The organism is Mycobacterium kiyosense (assembly GCA_021654635.1).
Lineage (GTDB): Bacteria > Actinomycetota > Actinomycetes > Mycobacteriales > Mycobacteriaceae > Mycobacterium > Mycobacterium kiyosense.
Genome location: AP025179.1, coordinates 1,001,758 through 1,026,585, shown reverse-complemented (window position 1 = coordinate 1,026,585; position 24,828 = coordinate 1,001,758). Strand labels below are relative to the sequence as shown.

Sequence of the window (24,828 nt, the reverse complement as noted above, 5' to 3'; positions counted from 1 at the left end):
GCGTCCTTCCAGCACCTCGTGCGACGTACGGGAGGGACCCCGAAGCCATTGAGCGAGCCGGCGCGAGCCGGTGCCTGCTGAGCTGTTCGCCGCAGATATTTTGTCGGTATCGGCTGGCGAACGAACTGTCCGGATCTCACGCACGCAACTGAATAGCTGAGCCGCAAAAAGGAGCTCAGGCTAAGACCACAGTGTCTTTAGCGGCCAAGTGGCGATTGTGAGGTGGGCAGGAGGTAGCCAGCGCAACGTCCAACAATAGCGCAGGACGGCGCATTCCTCAAATACCCAGCACGATCAAGCGTGCACGGGAAACGGCGCTGGCTGGCACCTCTGGTTTCACACGCACACATGCTGCCCAACAGATTGACCCGTTTAGGCCCTTCCGTCAAGAGGTGGGCGCGGCAAGTTGTGGGAAATTCCCGGGGTGACGTGGCTGAACAGGCCGCTGCACGCAGCTCTGGACAGACCTGGAACGTGCCGGACAACCCGTCGAATCTCAGGGAGCCGAACTCACGTTTCCGATCCGAACTGCCGGGCGGGCGGCCGGCAGCCGATCAGAATTCGTGCGACTGGTACTTGTGGGTGCCCTCGAGATCGTCGAGGATCGCCTGCTGGGCCTTCTGCGGCAGCGTGTGCAACATGGCGCGCACCCGGGCCTGGCGGCGAGCCACGCCCTTGCGTTCCGGCATGCCGGGCGAGGCTTCGATCTGCGGCGGCACACCCTCGATGTCTTCCACACCGCCGGCGTGCTGGCCGGCTTCGAGCGCCGCCTGCTCCTCGGCCATGGTGGCCTCGTCCTTTTCCTCCGACATACCGATCGGCCCGATCCGGCGGCCGTTGAGGAACTGGCGCACCACCGGCTCGTCGCTGGTCAGCAGCACTTCCCGCGGTCCGAACATGACCAGGTGCTTGCGGAACAACATGCCCATGTTGTCCGGCACGGTGCGGGCGATGTTGATGTTGTGCGTGACGATGAGGATGGTCGCGTCGATCTGGGCGTTGATGTCCATGATCAGCTGGCTCAGGTACGCGGTACGGACCGGGTCCAGACCGGAGTCGGGCTCGTCGCACAGGATGATCTGCGGGTCGAGGACCAGCGCGCGGGCCAGACCGGCACGCTTGCGCATACCACCGGAGATCTCCCCGGGGAACTTCTTCTCGTCGCCGCCGAGGCCCACCATCTCCAGCTTCTCCATAACGATGTTACGGATCTCGCTTTCCTTCTTCTTGGTGTGCTCGCGCAGCGGGAAGGCGGTGTTGTCGTAGAGGTTCATCGAGCCGAACAGCGCGCCGTCCTGGAACAGCACGCCGAACAGGGTGCGGATCTCGTAGAGCTCTTTGGCCGAGCACTCGATGATGTCGGTGCCGTCGATGATGATGGAGCCGCGCTCCGGGCGCAGCAGACCGATCAGGGACTTCAGGAACACCGACTTACCGGTACCCGACGGGCCCAGTAGCACGCTGACTTCGCCGGCGGGGATCGTGAGCGTGACGTCTTCCCAGATCCTCGAGGATCCGAACGACTTGGTGAGCCCGTTGACCTCGATCGCGACACCCATAGGAAACCCTTCCGTCGACGCGCGTATCAGCCACCAGCCCGTGTGGCTTGAGTCACTGTAGCGCACGCCCTCACCACGGCATCAGGGTTGGGAGGTAACAATCCTCCGATCGGGTGACGCCGTCCGTCAGGCCACCGGCGCCCAGTTCCCGTGGAAGCCCATCGGAACCCGCTGCGGCAGGTGCACGGTGGCGACCGATTCCAGCGTCTGGGCGTCCAGCATCACCAGCTGCCCTTCGTCGCGGCCACGGTGGTAGCCGTAGCCCATCAGGATCCCGTCGTCCTCGGCCGCAGTGCGGCCGTCCGGCGCGGGGTTGGGGACGAACGACATCTCGCCGAGGACGAGGTCAGGGTCGAGGACGGCGACTTCGCTGGCCCCGGCCGCAAAGTCGTGCTTGTACAGCGCGGTGGACATCGGGGCGGCCTGATTGCCGTAGCTGTCGACGAACCCGTCGCCGATACCCACCGCATAGCCGAACCGATGCCGGGCACCGGTCAGGGCCTCGTTGATGCGGGGAAACTCCTGCGGCCGGTCGTCACGACGTTCGGTGGACACCGCGCCGGTGGACAGGTTGATGGTCCAGCGGTCCAGCATCGGCCGGCTCTCCCCGGGGCCGCGCCGGTCGCGATCGAACATCCGGTCATAACGCACCACATCCAGCACCAGGACTTCGGCCTCACCGCGCTGTTCGGAATAAGCGTTGAGCGGGTGGTAGACGTAGCAGGGTTCGATGTCGAACCACCGGACGTCCTTCCCGGATCCCTCCCGCGGCATGACGCCGATGCGTGCCGGGTAGTTCGGGTTCCAGGCGTAGGGCATGCGGTCCGACGGATTGGGGTTGCGGTTGACCATCGCCGCTATCGGGCTGGGCATCCGCACCCGGCCGACCATCGATTGCACCACCAGTTGCGCCGGCCGCGACAGCCAGCGCGGCAGGTTCGCGGGCAGCATCTGGGCGGTGTCGAACGTCACCGGCAGGTCGTAGAGCACCACATATTTGTCGGTGAGCGAGAAGTCGTGCATCATCGGCGACCCCGACACGGCGATGTCGACCGTCTTGCGGGCGCGGCCGTCGACGCCGATCACCGAGTACTGGACCGTCCGCCCGCGCGCAAAGGAATAGGAGACGGCGTGCAATTCGCCGGTGTGGGGGTCCCGGTGCGGGTGGGCGGTGTAGCCGCCGTACAAGGTGCCGCGGAAGTCCCAGGTACCGACGGTGTCCAGGTCGTCGGTGAGTTCGTAGTTGGCGACGCCGCCCTCGACGAGCGCGAGGGTTCGGCCGGCATGGGCCAGCACGTTGGTGTTGGCGCCCAAGGCGAGCAGCCCCGCCCGCGGGTCAAGCCGCGCCGGCCGGGGTTCGCCGAGTGCGGCGCACACGGGCAGACTGCGCACCCAGCGGTTGCGGTACCAGCGCGCCTGGCCGTCCTGCAGTGCGACGCCGTGCACCATCCCGTCCCCGCTGAACCAGTGATATGTCGCCGGGTTCACCTCGGCGGCCGGGTTGGGGCCGTTACGCAGGTAGCGCCCGTGCAGGTGGTCGGGGATATGTCCGGTGACCGGCAGGTCGGTCGCGGTCACTTCGGCGTCCACCGGCGCCAGAAAGTCTTCCAGGTAGGGGTTCCGGGATTGGGCAGTCTGCACGGAAGTCATGCCTGAACTCCTATAACATTGTTATTTCCTAGTTATTGGCACGCTACGCCGCCGACGGGAAGATGGCAATAATGTCTCTCGAGATGACTTCGCAGACTGAGCGCAACGTGCGCGACGCGTTGCTGCACGCGGCCGTGGCCCTACTGGACGAGCACGGTCCCGACGCGCTGCAGACGCGCAAGGTGGCCGGCGCAGCCGGGACTTCGACGATGGCGGTGTACACCCATTTCGGCGGCATGCGCGGGCTGATCGCCGCCGTCGCCGAGGAGGGGTTACGGCAGTTCGACGTGGCTTTGCGCATGCCCGAGACCGCCGATCCGGTCGCCGACCTGCTGTCGGTGGGCGCCGCGTACCGCCGGTACGCGATACAACGACCACACCTCTACCGCTTGATGTTCGGCAGCACCAGCGCACACGGCATCAACGCCCCCGCGGGCAATGTGCTGACGCTGACGCTGGACCAGATCTATCAAGGCATCCCGAGCTTCGCGCACCTGGTGCGCGCGGTGCAACGGGCGATGGATGCCGGCCGAATCAGCGCCGGCGCCGCGGCCACCGAGGCCGGGTCGGATCGGGAAATCGTGGCCACCGCCGCCCAATTCTGGGCGTGCGTGCATGGTTTCGTGATGCTGGAACTGGCCGGGTTCTACGGCGACGACGACGCCGCCGTCGGGCCGGTGCTCAGTTCCATGACCACGAATCTTCTTGTGGCCCTTGGCGATTCGCCGGAGCTGGTGCGGCGTTCGGCGCGGGCGTCGGCCGGCTGAACGCAAAAACCCCCGGATGTCGATCCGGGGGTTTGCGCGTGGTTCTGAACTACTTGACGGTGACGGTGGCGCCGGCGGCCTCGAGCTTGGCCTTGGCCTCGTCGGCGGCCTCCTTGGCGACCTTCTCGAGCAGCGGCTTGGGGGCGCCGTCGACCAGGTCCTTGGCCTCCTTGAGGCCCAGGCCCGAGACGATCTCGCGGACCACCTTGATGACGCCGATCTTCTTGTCGCCGGCGGCCTCGAGGATCACGTCGAACTCGCTCTGCTCCTCGGCGGCCTCAGCGGGAGCGGCGCCGCCGCCACCACCGGCAGCGGCAACGGCGACCGGGGCGGCCGCGGTGACCTCAAAGGTCTCCTCGAACTTCTTCACGAAGTCCGAGAGCTCCAACAGGGTCATTTCCTTGAATGCGTCGAGCAGGTCGTCGCTGGACAGCTTGGCCATGGTGTGGGTCCTTCCTGATATTTCCGGGTTTGTCGGGGTTTGCGGGTGTTACTCGGCTTCGGCAGCTGCCTCGGCTGGTGCCTCTGCGGCCGGCGCGGCGGCCGCCGCGGGAGCCTTCGGAGTCCTTCTTTTTCCTGCAGAGCGGCCAGCAGTCGGGCCATCTGCGACGCGGGCGCATTGAACAGCCCCGCGGCCTTGGCGAGGTTGCCCTTCATGGCGCCGGCCAGCTTGGCCAGCAGCACCTCGCGGGATTCCAGGTCGGCGATGCGCTCGACCTCGGCCACGCTCAGGGCGTGACCATCCATGTAGCCGCCCTTGATGATCAGCGCCTTGTGCTCCTTGGCGAAGGTCTTCAGCGCCTTGGCGACGTCGACGGGCTCACCGGTGACGAACGCGATCGCCGTCGGCCCGGCGAACAGCTCGTCGAGGCCTTCGATCCCGGCCTCCGAGGCAGCCCGCTTGATCAGGGTGTTCTTGGCCACCGCGTAGGTGGCCGAGCCGCTCAGCGACCGACGCAGCTCGGCCAGGTTGGCGACGGTCAGGCCGCGGTATTCGGTGATGACGGTCGCGCTCGAGGCCTTGAAGTGCTCGGCGATGTCTGCAACGGCGGTGGCCTTGTCAGCCTTGGCCATGCCTGCCTCCTGTGGTCGAAGTACCGATGTGCTGGAAAGTCTGTTGGTCTGCCGGATCACCTGAGAACGACGAACGCCCCGGCGCAGGATGCGGCCGGGGCGTTGGGGATGCGCCGACGCATGCGCCGACGGATAACACCTCGTCCTCCTGCGTGGGCCGCCGGGATTCTCCCGGACTTTCAACCGATTGCTCGGTGACCGACGGTCTTCGGTGGATCGGTGACCACCATAGCGCGGCGGGCGTCGATCAGCCAAAACGGCGGGAACGGGTACCACGGGGGCCACGGCGGCCGCGGCGGCGACGCCGGGTTGCTGTCCGGCTTCGGCGGCGCCGGCGGGGCCGGCGGCGCGGGCACCGGCCCCATCACCACCGGCGGCGACGGAGGTGACGGCGGTACGGCCGGGCTGATCGGCAGCGGCGGTAACGGAGGTAATCCGGGCCTCGGCGGAAACGCCGCCAGCACCCAGGGCACTGCGGGCGCCGGCGGCGACGGGGGCCTGCTGCTCGGACTCGACGGGCAGGCCGGAACGCCGCAGTAGCGCTCCGCGGCTGCCTACAGCCCGGCCAGCCGGGCTGCCCCGATCAGCCCGGCCGCACCGCCCAGTTCGGCGGGCACCACCCGCAGTCCGGACAGAAAGGTAAGGCCTGCATATTCGGACAGTGCCGCCCGCAGCGGGTCGAACAGCACGTCACCGGACTTCGCCACTCCCCCGCCGATCACCACCAGGTCAAGGTCGCAGACCGCACCCACCGAGGCGATCATCGCCGCCAACGCTCGCGTGCCCCGCCGAAACACCTTCTGCGCCAACGGATCCCCACTCGCCGCCGCGTCGGCCAACTCCTTGGCGCCGGCCCCGGCGGGCGCGGCCCAGCCGTTCTCCCGCGCCCAGCGCACCATCGACGGACCGGATGCCACGGTCTCCACGCAGCCCCGCCCGCCGCACGCGCAGGCCCGGCCGTCCGGATCGACGACGACATGGCCGACGTGGCCGGCGTTTCCGGTGCGGCCGTCGTAGGGAACGCCGTCGAGCACCAATCCGCCACCGACCCCGGTCGAGACCACCATGCCCAACATGAACCCGGCACCCCGTCCGCCACCGAGCCAGTGCTCACCAACCGCCATGCACACCCCGTCGCCGCCGAGCCGCACCGGCACACCGGGTAACAGCGCCGCCACTCGGTCCCGCAGCGGGAATCCGCGCCAAGCCGCGATATTGACCGGGCTCACGGTGCCCTCCCCCAGGTCGACGGGCCCGGCCGACGCGATGCCCACCGCGGCGACCGCACCCCCGGCGGCCTGCACCGCTTCGTCGATCAACGCGGCGACCGCCTGCCAAACCTGGTCGGCGTTCACACCTTGCGGAGTCGGGCGCTTGGCGTTGTACACCAGCAGATCGGCGGGACGGGCACGGGCGGGGTCGGCGAGTGCGGCCGCGATCTTGGTGCCGCCGATGTCGAGGCAGAGGGTCAGCATGTCAGTGCCGGTGGGTGTTGTCGGGCTGACGGGGGTCACCGGGATGCTCATAGCCGGGCGCAAGGTGCACCAGAGCCTCCCGCCGCGCGTCCAGCCACACCCGGAACGTGCGCCGGCGAGCGGCCCCCAGCAGATGCTCGGTGACCGCGGCCCGGACCTGCTCCAGCGGCGGCCCGGCGAGTGCCGGACCCCGCCAGCCGTGGTCGCCGGCACGCTCGGCCGCAAAGCGCAGCGGATTGCGGGCGTGGTAGTCGGCGACCTCGGCCTCGCTAACCGTGACGCCGGCCGTGACGTCGGCGAACAAGGCCCGCGCAGCCGGCCGGGCCAGGGTGGCCGCCGCGATGCTGCCGATCTCCAACCGCGCGGTGACATCGGGCAACACCTCGGATTCGGCCGGGGCGTCAGCCACGTCCAGGCCGCGCGCGGACACCTCCACGTCGACCACCCGCTCGGTCACGATCAGCTGAGTCAGCCAGCGGCGCAGCTGGCGGCCCTCGCTGGTACCGGACCGCGGCAAAGCGGCGGCCTGAGGTCCGGCCCGCAGCCGCGCCTCGCGCTCGTCGACTTCGGCGACGGCGACCCCCGCCCCTCCCACGGTCGCAACGGGATGCTCGCTCACGCGTCTCCTCCTGCAGGTCCGCCCGATGTCACCGTCACCTGCGCGGCCGGCGAATACACCAGGTGGCCCGCGCAGCCGACCCGGACCAGCGCCCACCAGCTCCCCGGCGCCACCCACGTCGGCGGCGACACCTCGAAGGCGAGTTCGGCGGTGCCGCCGGCGGAAGCGTCGCGCCGATGACGGCCGGACCGATCCAATCCCAGGTCCCCCACGGACTGATGAGGTGCGCTTCCAGGGCCAGGTCGGCCCCGGCACGGCTGCCGATCGTCACGGCCAGGCGCGACCGCTGGCCGGCGGCCAGCTCGACCTCGGCCGGACCGTCGATCAGGTAGATCAGCTCGGTGTCCTCGGTCCCGACGGCCACCACGGCGACGTCCTCCACCACCTGCCGCCACGCCGCCGGAGTGTCGGCGTCGGTGACGCGCAGCTGAGCCCGGATCGGGTGCAGCCCGGTCGCGGCATCCGCCGGGACAGTCACCACAACCTCGTTCTCCAGATGCTCCCCGGCGCCCAGCGTGAACGGCAGCTCAGTGGGGCTGACCAGCCAGCCGTCCGGCCCCAGCAGTTCGACCGTGCCGCCCAGCGTGGCATCGGTGCAGTCGCTGGCCGCGGTCAGCCGCAGCCGCAGGCGGTCACCGGCGCCGGCACTGAGTTGCCGGGGATGCAGGTAGGCCACGGCCGGCAACCCACCCAGCGGTGCGGGACCGCGGTTGTGCAGCCAATATCGCGCGTAGAGCGGCTGGGCCGACTCCGCGTGCGGGGCCAATTGCGTCGGCGCGGCACGCACGGCGGGGACGTCGAGCCGCGCCAGCACGGTCGCGATCTCGTAGCCGTGCAGCTCGATCATTCGCTTGCGACGCAGCGGTTGCTCCAACAGGTCCGCCTGGCGCAGCGCACGCAGTGCGCCGAGGTCCGAGCCGATCACCACCCGGGTTCCGGACCCGACCGACTCCACCAACCGCAACGCCACCTCGTGGGGTGCGACGGGGTCGGTGCGGCCGGCCGTCAGCGGATTGCCGGCCGCCTTGAGCGCAGCGAGGTGCACCGCCCCGGCGGGCTCGACCCGCAGCAACGAACCGACCGGCGGGAGCACTGCCCGCCGCTCCCGCGGGGTTACCGCCAGCAGCGGGTTGGCGAACTGCGCGCTGCGTGCCGGCAGCCCGGCGCGGCGCCAGTCGCCGCTGTCGCAGACCAGCGCGTAGTCGAAATCGTGGGTCCAGTGCTGCAGCTGGAAGTTGGAACCGTCCGGCGCGGTGCGGCGCGGCTCGTCTATCCAGGTTCCCGACGGCCAGCCCGTGCAGGACCGCATCAGCGCCGTGTGCAGGGTGCCGTCGGTGCCCGGTCCCTCGACAGCGAAGCTCGGCACGCCACGGTTGAGCAACGCGACGGTGCGGTCGTCGAACGGTTCCGGCCCCGACGGCGCCTGCTGGTCGACGACGATCTGCGCGTCGGCGAGGTCACCGACCAGCGCGGCGATGGCGGCAGCCAGTTTCCTGTCGTCGCGGCCGTCGACGATCAGCACCGGCAGTGCGCGCGGTGCGCGCAGGTCGGCGTCGGGTACCCAGACGTCCGCCAGCCGGGTGGCCGCGGGCACCCACACCCGGGCCGCGCCGTCGGCTGCCAGCTGCCGGCGCAGTTCGGCGGCGTAAACCGGGTCCGCCTCGGCCAGCACCGCGGCGGTGAAGGCGTTGCGGCCGGGACCGCCCAGCGCGATCCGCGCATCGGGCAGGTTGGAGTCGACGTCGAGATGTCCGTACCGGGGCCGATCGGCAGCGCTGCAGGTGGCCGTCACGCCGGTGCGGACCAGCGCCACCATCAGGTCGCGGGCCAAGGGCCCGGATTCGTGCTCCGACGGCGCGATCACCTCGGCCACCGACACCGCCCGCGTCGCCTCCCCGACGCGGACCCGCATCGCCGAGGACAACCCAAACCAGCCGTAAGCCGGGTTGTCCAGCGTCCACAGGTATTCGGCGGTGTCCACCGCGCGATCCCCGTCGTGCAGCAGCGCGAATCCGCGCCCGACGACGGCGTCCCCGACCTCGCTGACCGGGGTGGCGCCGGGCACCGGGCACGGCCAGCGCAGCCGCAGCAACCGGTCGGCGCCGGTGAACTCGTGGATGGTGGTGCGGCAGTCCAGCCGGTCGATGTGGTGCCACAGCGTCAGCGTCTGGGTGTACCGCAGCAGCTCGCCGATGCGGCCCTGCACCACCAGCCGCTGGCCGAGCGGACCGTGGTAGGCCTGCACGGCGGCGGACGACTCCGACGAACCGACCACCGGCCCCTTGGTCAGCAGGTGCCACGGCCCTTCCCCCTGGCTCGGATGCGACGAATACTCCTCGTAGACGGCGAGCTCGTTACCCACCCGGCCGTCGGCGATCAACTCGCGACCGGCCCGTACCAGGGAATCCACCGCCCCACCGCGCGCCGGGTCGACAGTGAGCCGGTAGTGCTCGTTGGCGATCCGCACCCCGGCCACGGGCCGCCAGCCGGCGGCCGCACCACGCGGAATCAACCGGTAGGTCCGCCAGCCCAGCGACGGCACGTCGCGGGCCAGCCAGCTCACCGAGTGGCCGCCGTCGTCCACCTGGGCGGGATGCTCGACACCGTCGGAGTCCAGCACCCGCACCCCGGCCGGCAGCGGCGCATCCAGCCGGGCGGTGACGATGTCGCTGCGCGGCTGCGTCACCGGATTCCAGACCACCACCGAGTCGGACGCGCCGGCCGCCAACGACGACAGCACCTGCAGGGAAGCGTCCCGCGCGGCGCGGCCCAGCTCCCACGCGTCGCGCCAGCCGGTCAGCAGATCGAGATACACCTGGTCGGATTCCGAGCCGGTGATGGCGTCGTGGTGTGCGCCGTAGGCCAACTGCACCCACGCCTTGGCGAACGCCGCCTGCGGATACTCGGCTCCCGTCAACACCCCGGCGAACACGGCGAAACGCTCGGCGTCCAGTACCGCGTTCTCGGCGGCCCGGTTGGCCTGCTTGGTGTCGATGTACGACACGTCCTTACCGGTGTAGATCGGGTTCATGTCGCGGGTCTGCGGCGAGGCAACCCGTTTCGGGTCGGCCAGCTCCGCCCGCACTGCCGCGAAGAACTCCCGCGGCAGCCCGCACACGAACCGCGGCCAGGTGTAGCGGGCGGCCCAGTCGCGGTGGATCTCGGTGACCCACTTGTTCGGCGGGGTGTAGTCGGTGCCGACCGGCAGCAGCACATTGCGCGTCAGTGCAACCCTCTTGAGCTGTTCGAACAGCGCGTAGGTCGCCTCCTCGGCCGCCGCCAGCGTGGTCGAGGAGTCCATCCACCAGCCCGCCGAATAGTGCGCCGGCATGTAGTGGGTGAGCAGGCCGCGTCCCGACGGCGAGATCCATTCGAACTCGCTGGAAAACTGCATGCGCTCGACGTCGCCGCCCTGCGCCGGACCCCACTGGTGATGCGGTCCGCGTGCCCACGAACTCGAGGTCAGCCCGGCATCGGCCGCCATTCCCGGGAACTGCGGGTCGTGGCCGAACACGTCGAGCTGCCAGGCGGTGGCCGGCTCGGCCCCCAGCACGTTGCGCTGGAAACCGATGCCGTGCACCAGGTTGCGGATGGTTGTTTCCGGGCTGGTGAGGTTGGTGTTGGGCTCGTTGTAGGTGCCGCCCATCACCTCGACCCGGCCCTGGGCGAAGAACCGGCGCAGGTCCGCCCGGTCCTCGGGGTGGGTGTCCCAGTACGGCTTGAGGTAGTCGACTTCGGCGAGCACGAATTTGTACTCGGGTTCCCGGCGCGCCATCTCCAGGTGCGCGTGGACCAGCTCGAAGCCGTTGGTCTGGCGGCACTGTCCCGGCGGGTCCTCGGTCCATGCGCTGGTGTAGGCGCCCTGGGTGTTCCACCAGACCGGGTCGTAGTGGAAGTGGCTGACCATGAACATCGTCCAGCCGGGCTCGGCAACCACGAACTCGAAGGACAGCTGCGCCGCCCCGGCCCGCACCGCGGCGTCGCGGCGCTGGCCGATCACCGCGCGTTCGACGACGACTGGAACCTCGACCACCTCTTGGCCCGCCGCAACCACCACTTCGCCGCGTAGACCGTTGCCGTCGATACGCAGCTGGGTGGGTGCGGTACAGCCGCCGACCGTCACCCGCGCCAATTGCAGCGGGCGCTTCGGCGGGCCCACGAACAGCTCGGTCGAGCCCGCCGAAATCAGCTGCATATCAGCACCTTACGGCGCTGCGCAGGCCTGCTGAAGGCGTTTGACGACCGGGCGCGCCGCGATCGGTGGCAGCCTGGAAGACATGGCGGACCTCACGACGCAACTCGTCGAGCAACTCGACTGGCACTGGAGTGTGGACAGTTGCGGCCGCGCCTGGACGGCCTGACCGACGACGAATACTTCTGGCAGCCGGTACCGGACTGCTGGACCGTGCATCCCGACGGGACCATCGACTTCGCGTACCCGGCACCCGACCCCGCACCGTTCACCACCATCGCCTGGCGCGCGGCCCATCTGATCGTCGGCGTGTTCGCCATGCGGACACACCACCACTTCGGCGGGCCGCCCGCCGACTACCAGAGTTGGCCCTACGCCACCGACGCCGGCACTGCGCTGCGGCAGCTCGACGACGCCTACGCGGGGTGGATCGCCGGGGTGCGGTCGCTGACCGGTGCCGACCTGTACCGGCCGTGCGGCCCCGCCGAGGGCCCCTACGCCGAGTACGCGCTGAGCGAGCTGGTTCTGCACGTCAACCGCGAGGCGATCCACCACGGCGCCGAGATCGCTTGTCTGCGCGACCTTTACCTGCACCAACGAGCTGCCCCGCTGGTGAGCGACATCACGCAGATTGGGAGTTGACTCCCCGGATTTGGCACACTGCTCCAATGAGCTCCACCAAACACCGCGATGTGGCCAAGCTCGACCGGGTGCCGTTGCCGGTCGAAGCGGCCCGGGTCGCTGTCACCGGTTGGCAGGTCACCCGCACCGCCGCGCGCGTGGTCACCAAACTGCCGGGCAAGGGGCCCTGGCAGCAGAAGATCATCAAGGAAATCCCGCAGACCTTCGCCGATCTGGGCCCGACATATGTGAAGTTCGGACAGATCATCGCGTCCAGCCCGGGGGCTTTCGGCGAATCGCTGTCCCGTGAGTTCCGCACCCTGCTCGACCGGGTTCCGCCGGCTGACACCGACGAGGTACACCGGCTGTTCGTCGAGGAACTCGGCGACGAGCCCTCGAATCTGTTCGCGTCATTCGAGGAGAAGCCGTTCGCGTCTGCGTCGATTGCGCAGGTGCATTACGCGACCCTCAAGACCGGCGAGGAAGTCGTGGTCAAGATCCAGCGGCCGGGCATTCGGCGTCGGGTGGCCGCGGACCTGCAGATTCTGCAGCGCTTCGCCCAGGCCGTCGAACTGGCCAAGCTGGGTCGCCGGCTCTCGGCGCAGGACGTGGTCGCCGACTTCTCCGACAACTTGGCCGAGGAACTCGACTTCCGCCTGGAAGCGCAGTCGATGGACGCCTGGGTGTCGCATCTGCACTCGTCACCGCTGGGCAAGAACATCCGGGTGCCTCAGGTGCACTGGAACTTCACCAGCGAACGGGTGCTGACGATGGAGCGGGTACACGGCATCCGCATCGACAACGTCGCCGAGATCCGCAAGGCCGGGTTCGACGGCACCGAGCTGGTGAAAGCCCTGCTGTTCAGCGTGTTCGAGGGTGGGCTGCGGCACGGGTTGTTCCACGGCGACCTGCATGCGGGCAACCTCTACGTGGACGACGAGGGCCGGATCGTGTTTTTCGACTTCGGCATCATGGGCCGGATCGACCCGCGTACCCGCTGGCTGTTGCGTGAACTGGTCTACGCGCTGCTGGTGAAGAAGGACCACGCCGCGGCCGGCAAGATCGTGGTGCTGATGGGAGCGGTCGGGACCATGAAACCCGAGGCGCAGGCCGCCAAGGACCTGGAGAAGTTCGCCACCCCGCTGACCATGCAGTCGCTGGGCGACATGTCCTACGCGGACATCGGCCGCCAGCTTTCTGCGCTGGCCGACGCCTACGACGTCAAGCTGCCCCGCGAGTTGGTGCTGATCGGCAAGCAGTTCCTCTACGTGGAGCGGTACATGAAGCTGCTGGCGCCCAAGTGGCAGATGATGTCCGACCCGCAGCTCACCGGCTACTTCGCGAACTTCATGGTCGAGGTCAGCCGCGAGCATCAATCCGACGTCGAGGTCTGAGCGCGGTGGAAGTTCGAAGCGGCTTCGCCGAGTCAAGCGATGTGAAGCTCTATTACGAGGACATGGGTGACCTCGAGGATCCCCCCGTGTTGCTGATCATGGGACTAGGTGCCCAGCTGCTGCTGTGGCGGACCGCGTTCTGCGAGCGACTGGTCGCTCAGGGGCTGCGGGTCATCCGGTTCGACAACCGCGACGTCGGCCTGTCGACCAAGACGCAGCGTTACTCCCCGCCACCGCTGGTGACCCGGATGGCGCGGTCCTGGCTGGGTCTGCCCAGCCGGGCGGCGTACACGCTGGAAGACATGGCCGACGACGCCGCGGCCCTGCTCAGACACCTCGACATCAAGCACGCGCACATCGTCGGGGCGTCGATGGGCGGCATGATCGCGCAGGTCTTCGCGGCGCGGTTCGCCCACCACACCAAGTCGCTGTCGATCATCTTCTCCAGCAACAACCACCGATTCCTGCCGCCACCGGCACCGCGTGCGCTGTTCTCGCTCATCAAAGGTCCGCCGCCGAGCTCGCCGCGCGAGACCATCATCGAGAACTCGGTGCGGGTCAGCCGGATCATCGGCAGCCCGGCCTACCCGACGCCGGAAGAACAGATGCGCGCCGACGCCGCCGAAAGTTACGACCGCAACTTCCACCCGTGGGGCATCACCCAACAGTTCGGCGCCATCCTGGGCACCGGCAGCCTACTGCACTACGACCGGCGCATCACCGCGCCGACGGTGGTGATTCACGGCCGCGCCGACAAACTGATGCGCCCTGCCGGTGGTCGCGCGGTCGCGCGTGCTATCAATGGGGCCCGATTGGTGTTGGTCGACGGTATGGGTCATGATCTGCCCAGACAACTTTGGGATCGCGTCATCGAAGAGTTGACAAGCAATTTCACCGCTGCCGGTTAAGACATCAGCCGGCAGCTTAGGAAGAATGTGTTCGGGTAACACGCATATGAGAGGTGCAGTCGTGTCCGCGGGAGGTGGCCGCAAGTGGCCGAATTGAGACCATATTACGAAGAGTCGCAAGCGACGTACGACATCTCCGATGACTTCTTCGCCCTGTTCCTAGACCCCAACATGGTCTACACCTGTGCGTATTTCGAACGCGACGACATGACGCTGGAAGAGGCGCAGATCGCAAAGCTGGATCTGGCGCTGGACAAGCTGAACCTCGAGCCGGGGATGACCTTGCTCGACGTCGGCTGCGGCTGGGGCGGCGCCGTCGTGCGCGCCGTGGAAAAGTACGACGTCAACGTCATCGGGATCACGCTGAGCCGCAATCACGCCGCGCGCAGCCAGGCCCGACTCGCCGCGATCCCGACTACGCGCCACACCGAAGCGCGACTGCAAGGCTGGGAAGAGTTCGACGAGAAGGTCGACCGGATCGTCAGCTTCGAAGCCTTCGACGCGTTCAAGAAGGAACGCTGGCCGGCGTTCTTCGACCGCGCCTACGAGATCCTGCCCGACGACGGACGGATGCTGCTGCACAGCATCTTCACCCACGAGCAGACGTACTGGCGCGACCAAGGCATCACCGTCACGATGAGCGATCTGCGTTTCTTCCGCTTCCTGGCGACGGAGATCTTCCCCGGCGGCGGCATGTGCGGCGAAGTCGACATCATCGACAACGCGAAGAACAGTGGTTTCGCGGTCGAGCAAATCCAATACCTGCAGCCGCATTACGCGCGGACATTGGACATGTGGGCGGCCAATTTGGAAGCCAACCGCGAGCGCGCCATCGAAATCCAGTCGCAAGAGGTCTACGACCGTTTCATGCGTTATCTGACCGGCTGCGCAGGCCTTTTCCGCAAGGGTTTGTCCAACGTCGCTCAGTACACCCTGACGAAGTAGCGGCCACCCCTTTCACCTGGCAAGACACTGCCGTGGTTTAGCGATGCGACGTCGTGTCGGATAAGATGCCTGCGGCATGCGCCGGGGGGCTCGCATGAAATCAGGCACGACTTCGGCATGCGATCGTGGGGCCTTCGGGGTTCCGGAAAGGCATCATGGCTCAGAAGCTGAAACCGCACTTCGACGACGTGCAGGCGCACTACGACCTGTCCGACGACTTCTTCCGGCTTTTCCTGGACCCGACCCAGACGTACAGCTGCGCCTATTTCGAGCGCGACGACATGACTCTGGAGGAAGCTCAGATCGCCAAGATCGACCTGGCGCTGGGCAAACTCCGACTCCAGCCCGGTATGACTCTGCTGGACGTCGGGTGCGGCTGGGGTGCCACGATGCGCCGCGCGATCGAGAAGTACGACGTCAACGTCGTCGGCCTGACGTTGTCGAAGAACCAGGCCACCCACGTCCAGAAGTCGTTCGATGAGCTGGACTCGCCGCGGACCAAGCGGGTGCTGCTGGAAGGCTGGGAGCGCTTCGACGAACCCGTCGACCGGATCGTGTCGATCGGCGCGTTCGAGCATTTCGGCTTCGACCGCTACGACGACTTCTTCGCGCTGGCCGCCCGGGTGCTGCCCGATGACGGCGTGATGCTGCTGCACACCATCACCGCGCTGATTCCGGATCAGATGATCGAGCGAGGCATGCCGCTGACGTTCGAGATGGCCCGCTTCATCAAGTTCATCGTGACCGAGATCTTCCCCGGCGGCCGGCTGCCGTCGATCGAGAAGGTCGAGGAGCACTCGTCGAAGGCCGGTTTCAAGCTGACCCGTCGCCAGTCGTTGCAACCGCACTACGCGCGGACCCTCGATCTTTGGGCCGAAGCGCTGCAGGCTCATCGGGACGAGGCGATCAAGGTGCAGTCCGAAGAGGTCTACGACCGATACATGAAGTATCTGACCGGTTGTGCCGATGCGTTCCGGGTGGGATACATCGACGTCAACCAGTTCACGCTGGAGAAGTAAAGAGACCAAAGTGACGTCTGGTAGGTCTAATTCGAAAAATGCGGCATCCGGGGCCTTCAGATACGAACGTTGCCCCGAGCACGCGTGTAGGGTGCCGAGATGGCCACCTCGCGGGGGGATGGTCAGGTCCCATCGGGAGGGCAAATGTCTAACAACTTGACTCGCGCCCGAAGCAGGCGAGAGAACAACGACGACGTCCAGGCGCACTACGACATCTCCAACGAATTCTTCGAGCTGTTCACCGATCCCACCCGGACCTACAGCTGCGCCTATTTCGAGCGCGACGACATGACGTTGGAGGAAGCCCAGATCGCCAAGCTGGACCTGGCGCTGGGCAAGCTGGGACTCGAGCCGGGCATGACGTTGCTCGACATCGGCTGTGGCTGGGGTTCGACCATGAAGCGGGCGCTGGAGAAGTACGACGTCAACGTGGTCGGGGTGACGCTGTCCAAGAATCAGCACGCCTACTGCCAGCAGCTGCTCGACCAGGTCGACACCAACCGCACGCACCAGGTGCTGCTGAGCGACTGGGCGGACTTCGACGGGCAGGTGGACCGGATCATCACCATCGAGGCGCTGGAGCATTTCGGTTTCCAGCGTTACGACGACTTCTTCAAGTTCGTCTACAACGCCCTGCCGGCGGACGGGGTGATGCTGCTGCACTCGATCACCGGACTGACCGGCGGCCAGATCGTCGAGCGAGGCATGCCCGTCACGTTCGAGATGGCGCGGTTCATCAAGTTCATCGTGACCGACATCTTCCCCGGCGGCCGGCTGCCGTCGATCGAGAAGGTCCAGGAGCACGCGACCAAGGCCGGGTTCTCGGTGACCCACGTGGAATCGCTGCAGCTGCACTTCGCCCGGACGCTGGACCTGTGGGCCGAAGCCCTGGAAGCCAACCGGGAAGCGGCCATCGAGCTCCAGTCCGAGGAAATCTATGAGCGGTACATGAAATACCTGACCGGCTCTGCCAAGTCCTTCCGGATCGGCTACATCGACTGCCACCACTTCACCCTGCAGAAGTAGACTTTCCGGTGTCACAGACGGGCATCGGCGGCAGCCCCGAACCGATCAGCTGACCTGCCAGATCGGGTAGGGTTGCACGTCAATGACTTGAGACGCGTGCGCGCGACGCGGCAATGCCACATCACCAGGAGAACACCACCGCTAATGGCCGAGAAATCCCACGACGTCGCGACCAAGCCGACACAGTTCGAGGACATCCAGGCGCACTACGACGTCTCCGACGACTTCTTCGCCCTGTTTCAGGACCCGACGCGAACCTACAGCTGCGCATACTTCGAGCCGCCGGACATCTCTCTGCAAGAGGCCCAGATCGCCAAAGTCGACCTGAACCTGGACCAACTGGACCTCAAGCCGGGGATGACGCTGCTGGATATCGGCTGCGGGTGGGGCAACACGATGAAGCGCGCCGTCGAGAAGTACGACGTCAATGTCATCGGGTTGACGCTGTCCAAGAACCAGCACGCCCGCAGTCAGCAGGTGCTGGACTCCATCGACACCGACCGGTCGCGTCGGGTGCTGCTGCACGGCTGGGAAGACTTCCACGAACCCGTTGACCGGATCGTGTCGATCGAGGCATTCGAACACTTCGGGCACGAGAACTACGACGACTTCTTCAAGCGCTGTTTCGACATCCTGCCCGACGACGGCCGGATGATCATCCAAAGCAGCGTCAGTTACCACCCGTACAACATGCACGCTCGGGGTAAGAAGCTCACCTTCGAGACCGTGCGCTTCATCAAATTCATCATCACCGAGATTTTCCCGGGCGGCCGGCTGCCGACCACCGAGATGATGGTCGAGCACGGCGAGAAGGCCGGTTTCGTTGTCCCCGAACCTGTCTCATTGCGGTCGCACTACGTCAAAACCCTGCACATCTGGGGTAACACCCTGGAGGCGAACCGGGAAAAGGCGATCGAGGTGACCTCGCAAGAGGTGTACGACCGGTACATGAAGTACCTGCGGGGTTGCGAGCACTACTTCGACGACGAGATGCTCGACTGCAGCCTGGTCACCTACCTCAAGCCGGGGGCGGTCAGCGCCTAGATTTCTCCGGCCGGCTGTCGGATTCGCCGGGCGCCGTTCGTCGGACAGGTAGAGAGTGGAACATCAGGGTTTCGCTCACTGCCGGAGGTGAGACACATGCAGTATCTGGCTTTGTTGATCAGCAGGGAGCAGGACCGCACGCCCGATGACGGCGCGGCCGCGATGGCAGCTTTTTCAGAACTTCCACGCCAAGGCGGGTCCGGCGATCCGGGCCGGCGACGCGCTGGCGCCGATGGCGGCGGGGGTGCGGATCACCGGCGGGCAGGATGCGCCGATCGCCACCGACGGTCCGTTCGCCGAGTCCGCCGAGATTGCCTGCGGCTACTACGTGTTCGAGGTGGAGAACCTCGACGACGCACTGGCGTTGGCACGCGACGTCCCCGTGGCCGCATTCGGGGCGGTGGAATTGTGGCCGGTGGTCCACTCCCTCGAACCGTCGCGCCGGCTTACCGGTGACGACTGGCTTGCGCTGCTGCTGGAGCCGCCCGGCTCCGCGCACCCGCCCGGCACCCCGGAGTGGGAGGCGGCGTCGGCTCGGCACGCGGACTTCGCAGCCGCCGCGGGCGACCACGTGATCGGGGGCGCCGCGCTGCACGACCGGTCCACCGCGACGACGGTGCGCGTCCGTGACGGCGAAACGCTGATCACGGATGGCCCGTTCGCCGAGGGCGCGGAGATCGCCACCGGAATGTATCTGCTGGGTGCCGACGACCGCGACGAGGCCGTGAAGGTGGCGTCGATGATCCCGGCCACCGCGGTGGAGTTGCGCCGTCTGGCCGGCATTTCCGGACTGTAGCCGCACCACGTGACCAGCCTGGAAGGCGTCTTCCGGCGGGAGTGGGGTCCGGCCGTCGCCGCGCTCGCGCGGTGGTCCGGTGACCTCACCCTCGCCGAGGACGCCGTCCAGGAGGCGTGCGCCGAGGCGCTTCGGTCCTGGCCGCGCGACGGGTTTCCGGATAGTCCCGGCGGTTGGCTGGTGACGGTGGCGCGCAATCGTGCCCGCGACCGGCTGCGTCGTGAATCAGTGCGTCCCGGAAAAGAATTGGCGGCCGTGGTGGACGACATCCGGGCGCGCACCGACGACACCGAGCCGCAGCCGGTGCCCGACGACGAGCTGCGGATGATGTTCACCTGCGCGCATCCCGCGCTGGACCGCCAGTCGCAGCTGGCGCTCACGCTGCGCCTGGTGTCGGGGCTGACCGTCGCCGAGATTGCCCGCGCGCTGCTGCAGACCGAGAGTGCCGTCGGTCAGCGAATCACGCGGGCCAAGAACAAGGTTCGGCACGCCAACATCCCGCTGCGGGTCCCGCCCGCGGAGTTGCTGCCCGAACGCACCCCGCATGTGCTGAGCTGCATCTACTCGGTTTTCACGGAGGGCTACTGGTCGACGGCCGGCCCGTCGGCGATTCGCGACGAACTGTGCGACGAGGGTGTCCGGCTGGGCGGGGAGCTGTGTGCGCTGATGCCGCAGGAGCCGGAGTGCCACGCCTTGGCGGCCCTGATGCTGCTGCACGATTCGCGCCGGACGACGCGCGTCGACGACGCGGGAGGGCTGGTGCCGCTCGAGGAGCAGGACCGGCATCGCTGGGACCGGAGTCGGATCGACCGCGGCCTGCAGCGGTTGCGGCTGGCAGCGGGATCGACGGGCCCATATCTGCCGCAGGCGGTGATCGCGGCGGCACACGCTACCGCGCGGTCCTGGGAACAGACCGACTGGCGGACGATCTGCGCGGCCTATGACCGCTTGCAGGGGCTCGCCGATTCGCCGGTGGTGGCGGTCAACCGGGCCGTGGCGGTCGGGTTCCGCGATGGGCCCGACGCCGGATTGGCTGCCTTGGCGCAGGTGGCCGACGATCCGCGGTTGGCCCGGTCGAATCTGGTCCCGTCGGTGCGGGCGGATCTGCTACGCCGCGCCGGCCGGCGCGGCGAGGCTGTGGACTGGTATCGAATTGCCTTGGCGTCCAACGGTTCTGCGCCGAGCCATGCCTTCTTGCGCCGGCGTATTGCCGAGTGCGGTGGCTAGCCCCGGCGCCTGTGGCGCTGCTCGCAGCGCCTGTGGCGCTGCTCGCTACCCCAGCCAGATCGACGGTCGGGTCCGCTCGCAGCGCCTACGGCGCTGCTCGCTACCCCAGCCAGATCGACGGTCGGGTCCGCTCGCAGCGCCTACGGCGCTGCTCGCTACCCCAGCCAGATCGACGGTCGGGTCCGCTCGCAGCGCCTACGGCGCTGCTCGCTACCCCTCCGAAGCAAAGTTGCGGGTGATCGACGGGTCAACCGGGATACCCGGACCCGTGGTCGTCGACACCGTCACCTTCTTCAGGTACCGCCCCTTGGACGACGACGGCTTGTGGCGCAGCACCTCGTCGAGCGCAGCCCCGTAGTTCTCGGCAAGGGCCTTCTCGTCGAACGACGCTTTACCGATGACGAAGTGCAGGTTGGCCTGCTTGTCGACCCGGAAGTTGATCTTGCCGCCCTTGATGTCGGCGACGGCCTTGGCGACGTCGGGCGTGACGGTGCCGGTCTTGGGGTTGGGCATCAACCCGCGAGGGCCCAGCACCCGGGCGATCCGACCGACCTTGGCCATCTGGTCCGGGGTCGCGATCGCGGCGTCGAAGTCCAGGAAGCCGCCCTGGATCTTCTCGATCAGGTCGTCGCTGCCGACGATGTCCGCACCCGCGGCTTGCGCCTGTTCGGCCTTCTCGCCCACCGCGAACACCGCGACGCGGGCGGTCTTGCCGGTGCCGTGCGGCAGGTTGACCGTGCCGCGCACCATCTGGTCGGCCTTGCGCGGGTCGACGCCGAGGCGAATCGCCACCTCAACGGTCGCGTCCTGCTTGGTCGAGGAGGTCTCCTTGGCGAGCTTGGCCGCCTGCAACGGGGTGTAGAGGGTGTTGCGGTCCACCTTCTCGGCGGCGGCGCGGTATGCCTTGCTGGTCTTGCTCATTCGATATCCAATCTGGGTTGGGTCCGTGGTCAGCGGGCCGAAGCTGGCCCTCCCACGCTTTCGGGTTACTGCGGGAACTACTCGACGGTGATGCCCATCGACCGGGCGGTGCCGGCGATGATCTTGGCCGCAGCGTCGATGTCGTTGGCGTTGAGGTCGGTCTTCTTGGTCTCAGCGATCTCACGCACCTGGTCCCAGGTGACCTTGGCGACCTTGGTCTTGTGGGGTTCCGCCGAGCCCTTGCCCACGCCGGCGGCCTTGAGCAGCAGCTTGGCGGCGGGCGGGGTCTTCAGCGCGAAGGTGAAGCTGCGGTCCTCGTAGACCGTGATCTCCACCGGGATGACGTTGCCGCGCTGGGCTTCTGTCGCGGCGTTGTACGCCTTGCAGAATTCCATGATGTTGACGCCGTGCTGGCCGAGCGCGGGGCCGACGGGCGGTGCTGGGTTGGCTTGACCCGCCACGATCTGCAGCTTGATCAGCCCGACGACTTTCTTCTTCTTCGGGGCCATGAGTTGTCCTACGTTCCTTCCGTGATTTGGGTGCCCAGCGGGCTAGATTTTGGAGACCTGGCTGAAGGTCAGTTCCACCGGTGTTTCCCGGCCGAAGATGGAGACCAGCACCTTGAGCTTCTGCTGCTCGGCGTTGACCTCGTTGATCGTGGCCGGCAACGTCGCGAACGGGCCGTCCATCACCGTTACCGATTCGCCGACCTCGTAGTCGACCTCGACAACCGGGCGTTCCAGCCCACCCGTCTCGGCCGCGGCGGCGGTGCTGGCCGCGCCTTTGGCGACCTTCTTGGCCGATCCCGGCGGCAGCAGGAATTTCACCACGTCGTCGAGCGCCAGCGCCGACGGGCGGGAGGTCGCGCCGACGAACCCGGTCACTCCGGGCGTGTTACGCACGGCTGCCCAGGAGTCGTCGGTCAGATCCATCCGCACCAGGATGTAGCCGGGCAGCACCTTGCGATTGACCTGCTTGCGCTGGCCGTTCTTGATCTCGGTGACCTCTTCGGTGGGCACCTCCACCTGGAAGATGTAGTCGCCGACGTCGAGGTTCTGCACACGGGTCTCGAGGTTGGCTTTCACCTTGTTCTCGTATCCCGCGTAGGAGTGGATGACGTACCAGTCTCCTGGCTTGGCGCGAAGTTCTGCCTTGAGCGCGGCGGCCGGGTCGATGTCTTCAGCCGGGGCGGCGCCTGCGTCTTCAGCCGGGGCGCCTGCGTCCTGGGCCTCCTGCAGGTCGACCGCTTCACCCGCGGACGTGTCACCGTCGAAGGTAGTCACGGTTTTCGGTCCTCTCTATTTCTGTCTCAGCCGAACACCAGCAGCACGAGCTTGCTCAGGCCCAGGTCCGCGCCGCCTACCAGCGCGACCATGAAGGCCAGGAAAACCAGCACCACCGATGTGTAAGTGAGCATCTGCTTGCGGTTGGGCCAGATCACCTTGCGCATCTCGGCTACAACCTGCTTGAGGTAGTTGTAGACGAAGACGAACGGGTTGACCGCACCCGACGAACCGGCCTTCTTGGACTTGCTGTCCTTGCCGGCCGACTTGGCTTTGGCCGAAGACGACTTCGCAGCGCCCTTCTTGTCTTTCTTGGCGTCCTTCGTGACGGAGACCTTGCCGGCCTTGGCGTCGGCGGACGTCTCCTCGTCTGACGAGGACTCGTCGTCGATCTCCACGCGCTGCCGGGACCGCTTGCCCGTCGGGCGTTGCGGCCTCGTTACCGCCTTGGTCACCACGGCCGTCCGACCGCCGTTGTCCTCGGTCTCACCGCCGTTGCTTGCGGCGTCGTCGGCAACGTCGCCTTCGTCGCTCACCGCATGCTCCTTCGTTCGCTAGCTGTTCCGCGCCCCCCGTGCCACTTTCGGTGGCCACACTTCCAGTGTCCACCATGGCACGGCACCACCATGGTCCGGCTCCTCCTCGGGCCTTTCAGCCTTCAGCAGGGGCGACAGGACTTGAACCTGCAACCTGCGGTTTTGGAGACCGCTGCTCTGCCAGTTGAGCTACGCCCCTTCGGCGGGCTTACATGACTCGCGCGCTCCCCGTGCGGTGAGGCGAACCGACGGACAGCGCGCTGGTAATGGGAAAACCCGAGGTCCGAGTGTACATCGACGCAGGACCCAGATACTAATTACGCGGTCCTGACTACCTGCCCGGTTTCCTTGTCCCACCTGAGCTGGATGGAATTGTCTCCTTCGTGACCCATCAGGGTGGTGAAGGCCTCCAGGACCAACTCACCGTCCTGGTTGTGGCAGAAGTTCTTGGTGACGACGATGTCGGCGCCGAAACGCTCGTCGACCGATTCGATGCGCAGGCTGCCATAGAGCTTGTCGCCTACCTTGATCTGCTTGTGGTAGACGAATTTCTGGTCGACCTGCACGATCTGCATGGTCTCGAAGCCCACGTCGACGTTGCGGAAGAAATCGTCCTGGATCAGTTTCGCCAGGATGGACACGAAGGTCAGGGGGGCGAGAATGGCGTCGTAGCCGATCTCGGCGGCGGCAGCTTCGTCGTAGTAGGCCTGATGATCGCACTTGACCGAGCGGGAAAATTGCCGAACCTGTTCGCGCCCCACCTCGAAATAGTCTGGATATTTCCAGGTCATCCCGCGAATATCGGTTTTGAGAGCCATCCCGCTACGCCAGCTTCGCCGAGGCGATGGCCCGGCCGAAGATCTTCTTGCCACCGGTGGTGGCCGTCAGCGCAATGGTCACCGACTTGCTTTCCGGGTCGACGGACTTCACCCGACCGCTGAACACCAGCTCGGCGCCTTTGCCGTCGTTGGGCACCGGGACGATGGCGGTGAACCGCACGTTGTACTCGGTCACCGCGCCCGGGTCGCCGACCCACGACGTGACGTAGCCGCCACCGATACCCATGGTCAGCATGCCGTGCGCGATCGCGGTGTCCAGCCCCACCAGCTTGGCGATCTCGTCGTCCCAGTGGATCGGGTTGAGGTCACCCGAGACACCGGCGTAGTTGACCAGATCTTGGCGGGTCAGCGGGTAGGTCCGCTCCGGGAGCTGGTCACCCACCTTTACCGAACTGAACTCACGCAGAGGCATCCGAAAATCCTTCTTCCCCATCTTCGCCGGCACGACCAGCCAGGGTCGTGTAGGTCTCTTGCACGATGTCACCAGCGTCGTTGGTGACGATGTTCTTGGTGACGATGATCTGGGTGCCGTGTGCCTCGCGTACCGAGTCCACATACACGTCGCAGTACAGCTTGTCGCCGGCCACGATCGGCCGCTCGAACTTGAGTACCTGGTCGATCTGGACGATCCGCTCGTCCGAGATCGCGATGTTCGCGTAGTCGAAGAACGCCGTCTGAGCTTTGTAACCGAACACGCAGATGAACGTCAGCGGTGCCGCCAGCCCTTTGTAGCCGAGTTCAGCCGCCGCATCCTCGTCGTAGAAGTAGGGTTCGTCGTTTTGGACAGCAGTGGCGTACTCGCGAATCTTCTCCCGCTCCACCACGTAATAGTCGGGGTAGCGGTAATGCATCCCGACTATGTCTTTGGACAACGCCACAGCTCTTGAACCTACCTAAAGTATTTCCCGGGAGATCTGAAACCGACTGCAGCGG

At 67.0% G+C, this 24,828-nt stretch carries 21 protein-coding genes, 1 tRNA gene and 4 pseudogenes; 11 read left to right on the top strand and 15 right to left on the bottom strand.

Annotated elements, in window-relative coordinates; translation table 11 throughout:
* Positions 1-554 precede the first annotated feature (554 nt).
* Together L6444_RS04840 and L6444_RS04835 are read right to left on the bottom strand one after the other, a co-directional pair.
* Entirely contained in the window at positions 555-1,559 is a 1,005-nt protein-coding gene (locus L6444_RS04840) for an ABC transporter ATP-binding protein (RefSeq protein ID WP_236981091.1), read from the bottom strand.
* A 126-nt stretch (positions 1,560-1,685) separates the two neighbouring features.
* Positions 1,686-3,209 carry a carotenoid oxygenase family protein gene (locus tag L6444_RS04835; RefSeq protein ID WP_236981089.1) on the bottom strand — a complete coding sequence of 508 codons (1,524 nt, stop codon included), beginning with the start codon at positions 3,207-3,209 and terminating at the stop codon, positions 1,686-1,688.
* Positions 3,210-3,292: 83 nt separating this feature from the next.
* Between L6444_RS04835 and L6444_RS04830 the strand changes: the two genes are divergently transcribed.
* Positions 3,293-3,976 (top strand): TetR/AcrR family transcriptional regulator, encoded by a 684-nt coding sequence (locus L6444_RS04830; RefSeq protein ID WP_236981087.1) that lies wholly within the window; start codon positions 3,293-3,295, stop codon positions 3,974-3,976.
* A gap of 49 nt (positions 3,977-4,025) precedes the next feature.
* On the opposite strand, the gene rplL is transcribed toward L6444_RS04830, so the two are convergent.
* Both rplL and rplJ read right to left on the bottom strand, forming a co-directional pair.
* On the bottom strand, positions 4,026-4,418 hold the full coding sequence (gene rplL / locus L6444_RS04825; protein WP_236981085.1) for a 50S ribosomal protein L7/L12: 393 nt from the start codon (positions 4,416-4,418) through the stop codon (positions 4,026-4,028).
* Positions 4,419-4,466: 48 nt separating this feature from the next.
* Positions 4,467-5,050: pseudogene (gene rplJ, locus L6444_RS04820) on the bottom strand (50S ribosomal protein L10).
* Between the two features lie 219 nt (positions 5,051-5,269).
* Here rplJ and L6444_RS04815 point away from each other — a divergent pair.
* Positions 5,270-5,590 carry a hypothetical protein gene (locus L6444_RS04815; protein ID WP_238305404.1) on the top strand — a complete coding sequence of 107 codons (321 nt, stop codon included), beginning with the start codon at positions 5,270-5,272 and terminating at the stop codon, positions 5,588-5,590.
* 14 nt (positions 5,591-5,604) lie between these two features.
* Here the strand turns inward: L6444_RS04815 and L6444_RS04810 are convergent, their stop codons facing one another.
* From L6444_RS04810 to L6444_RS04800, 3 genes and pseudogenes are all read right to left on the bottom strand, one after another.
* Positions 5,605-6,525, bottom strand: a complete 921-nt coding sequence (locus tag L6444_RS04810; RefSeq protein WP_236983813.1) for an ROK family protein — start codon at positions 6,523-6,525, stop codon at positions 5,605-5,607.
* 1 nt (position 6,526) lies between these two features.
* A complete protein-coding gene (locus L6444_RS04805; RefSeq protein ID WP_236983811.1) occupies positions 6,527-7,171 on the bottom strand; it encodes a DUF7158 domain-containing protein in 645 nt (214 codons plus the stop codon).
* Positions 7,141-11,339: pseudogene (locus L6444_RS04800) on the bottom strand (glycoside hydrolase family 38 N-terminal domain-containing protein). Before L6444_RS04800 ends, L6444_RS04805 begins: the two are co-directional and overlap by 31 nt.
* Positions 11,340-11,421: 82 nt before the next feature.
* On the opposite strand from L6444_RS04800, the pseudogene L6444_RS04795 reads away from it, so the two are divergent.
* From L6444_RS04795 to L6444_RS04755, 9 genes and pseudogenes are all read left to right on the top strand, one after another.
* Positions 11,422-11,978 (top strand): annotated as a pseudogene (locus tag L6444_RS04795) (DinB family protein).
* A gap of 26 nt (positions 11,979-12,004) precedes the next feature.
* Positions 12,005-13,351 (top strand): ABC1 kinase family protein, encoded by a 1,347-nt coding sequence (locus L6444_RS04790; RefSeq protein ID WP_236981083.1) that lies wholly within the window; start codon positions 12,005-12,007, stop codon positions 13,349-13,351.
* 5 nt (positions 13,352-13,356) lie between these two features.
* A complete protein-coding gene (locus tag L6444_RS04785; RefSeq protein WP_236981081.1) occupies positions 13,357-14,259 on the top strand; it encodes an alpha/beta fold hydrolase in 903 nt (300 codons plus the stop codon).
* Between the two features lie 84 nt (positions 14,260-14,343).
* Positions 14,344-15,204 carry a cyclopropane mycolic acid synthase family methyltransferase gene (locus L6444_RS04780; RefSeq protein ID WP_236981079.1) on the top strand — a complete coding sequence of 287 codons (861 nt, stop codon included), beginning with the start codon at positions 14,344-14,346 and terminating at the stop codon, positions 15,202-15,204.
* Positions 15,205-15,359: 155 nt separating this feature from the next.
* Positions 15,360-16,223, top strand: coding sequence for a cyclopropane mycolic acid synthase family methyltransferase (locus L6444_RS04775; RefSeq protein WP_236981077.1), 864 nt, complete (start codon positions 15,360-15,362; stop codon positions 16,221-16,223).
* A 144-nt stretch (positions 16,224-16,367) separates the two neighbouring features.
* Positions 16,368-17,249 carry a cyclopropane mycolic acid synthase family methyltransferase gene (locus L6444_RS04770; RefSeq protein WP_236981075.1) on the top strand — a complete coding sequence of 294 codons (882 nt, stop codon included), beginning with the start codon at positions 16,368-16,370 and terminating at the stop codon, positions 17,247-17,249.
* A gap of 144 nt (positions 17,250-17,393) precedes the next feature.
* Entirely contained in the window at positions 17,394-18,293 is a 900-nt protein-coding gene (gene mmaA4 / locus L6444_RS04765; RefSeq protein ID WP_236981073.1) for a hydroxymycolate synthase MmaA4, read from the top strand.
* Positions 18,294-18,389: 96 nt separating this feature from the next.
* A pseudogene (locus L6444_RS04760) lies at positions 18,390-19,089 on the top strand (YciI family protein).
* A gap of 9 nt (positions 19,090-19,098) precedes the next feature.
* Positions 19,099-20,316 carry an RNA polymerase sigma factor gene (locus L6444_RS04755; RefSeq protein ID WP_236981071.1) on the top strand — a complete coding sequence of 406 codons (1,218 nt, stop codon included), beginning with the start codon at positions 19,099-19,101 and terminating at the stop codon, positions 20,314-20,316.
* A 210-nt stretch (positions 20,317-20,526) separates the two neighbouring features.
* Here L6444_RS04755 and rplA read toward each other — a convergent pair whose 3' ends face one another.
* The 8 genes from rplA to hadA all read right to left on the bottom strand — a co-directional run bounded on the left by rplA (position 20,527) and on the right by hadA (position 24,773).
* Positions 20,527-21,237, bottom strand: coding sequence for a 50S ribosomal protein L1 (rplA, locus tag L6444_RS04750; protein WP_236981069.1), 711 nt, complete (start codon positions 21,235-21,237; stop codon positions 20,527-20,529).
* A gap of 77 nt (positions 21,238-21,314) precedes the next feature.
* A complete protein-coding gene (rplK, locus tag L6444_RS04745; RefSeq protein ID WP_180916890.1) occupies positions 21,315-21,746 on the bottom strand; it encodes a 50S ribosomal protein L11 in 432 nt (143 codons plus the stop codon).
* 42 nt (positions 21,747-21,788) lie between these two features.
* A complete protein-coding gene (gene nusG, locus L6444_RS04740; protein WP_236981067.1) occupies positions 21,789-22,520 on the bottom strand; it encodes a transcription termination/antitermination protein NusG in 732 nt (243 codons plus the stop codon).
* A 26-nt stretch (positions 22,521-22,546) separates the two neighbouring features.
* A complete protein-coding gene (secE, locus tag L6444_RS04735; RefSeq protein WP_236981066.1) occupies positions 22,547-23,056 on the bottom strand; it encodes a preprotein translocase subunit SecE in 510 nt (169 codons plus the stop codon).
* 126 nt (positions 23,057-23,182) lie between these two features.
* A tRNA-Trp gene (locus tag L6444_RS04730) sits at positions 23,183-23,255 on the bottom strand.
* 118 nt (positions 23,256-23,373) lie between these two features.
* Positions 23,374-23,874, bottom strand: coding sequence for a (3R)-hydroxyacyl-ACP dehydratase subunit HadC (hadC, locus tag L6444_RS04725; RefSeq protein WP_236981064.1), 501 nt, complete (start codon positions 23,872-23,874; stop codon positions 23,374-23,376).
* A 4-nt stretch (positions 23,875-23,878) separates the two neighbouring features.
* Positions 23,879-24,307: a (3R)-hydroxyacyl-ACP dehydratase subunit HadB gene (gene hadB / locus L6444_RS04720; protein ID WP_236981062.1), complete on the bottom strand. Its 429-nt coding sequence runs from the start codon at positions 24,305-24,307 to the stop codon at positions 23,879-23,881.
* Complete coding sequence (gene hadA, locus L6444_RS04715) at positions 24,294-24,773, bottom strand: (3R)-hydroxyacyl-ACP dehydratase subunit HadA (RefSeq protein ID WP_236981060.1); 480 nt, start codon at positions 24,771-24,773, stop codon at positions 24,294-24,296. Before hadA ends, hadB begins: the two co-directional genes overlap by 14 nt.
* Positions 24,774-24,828 lie beyond the last annotated feature (55 nt).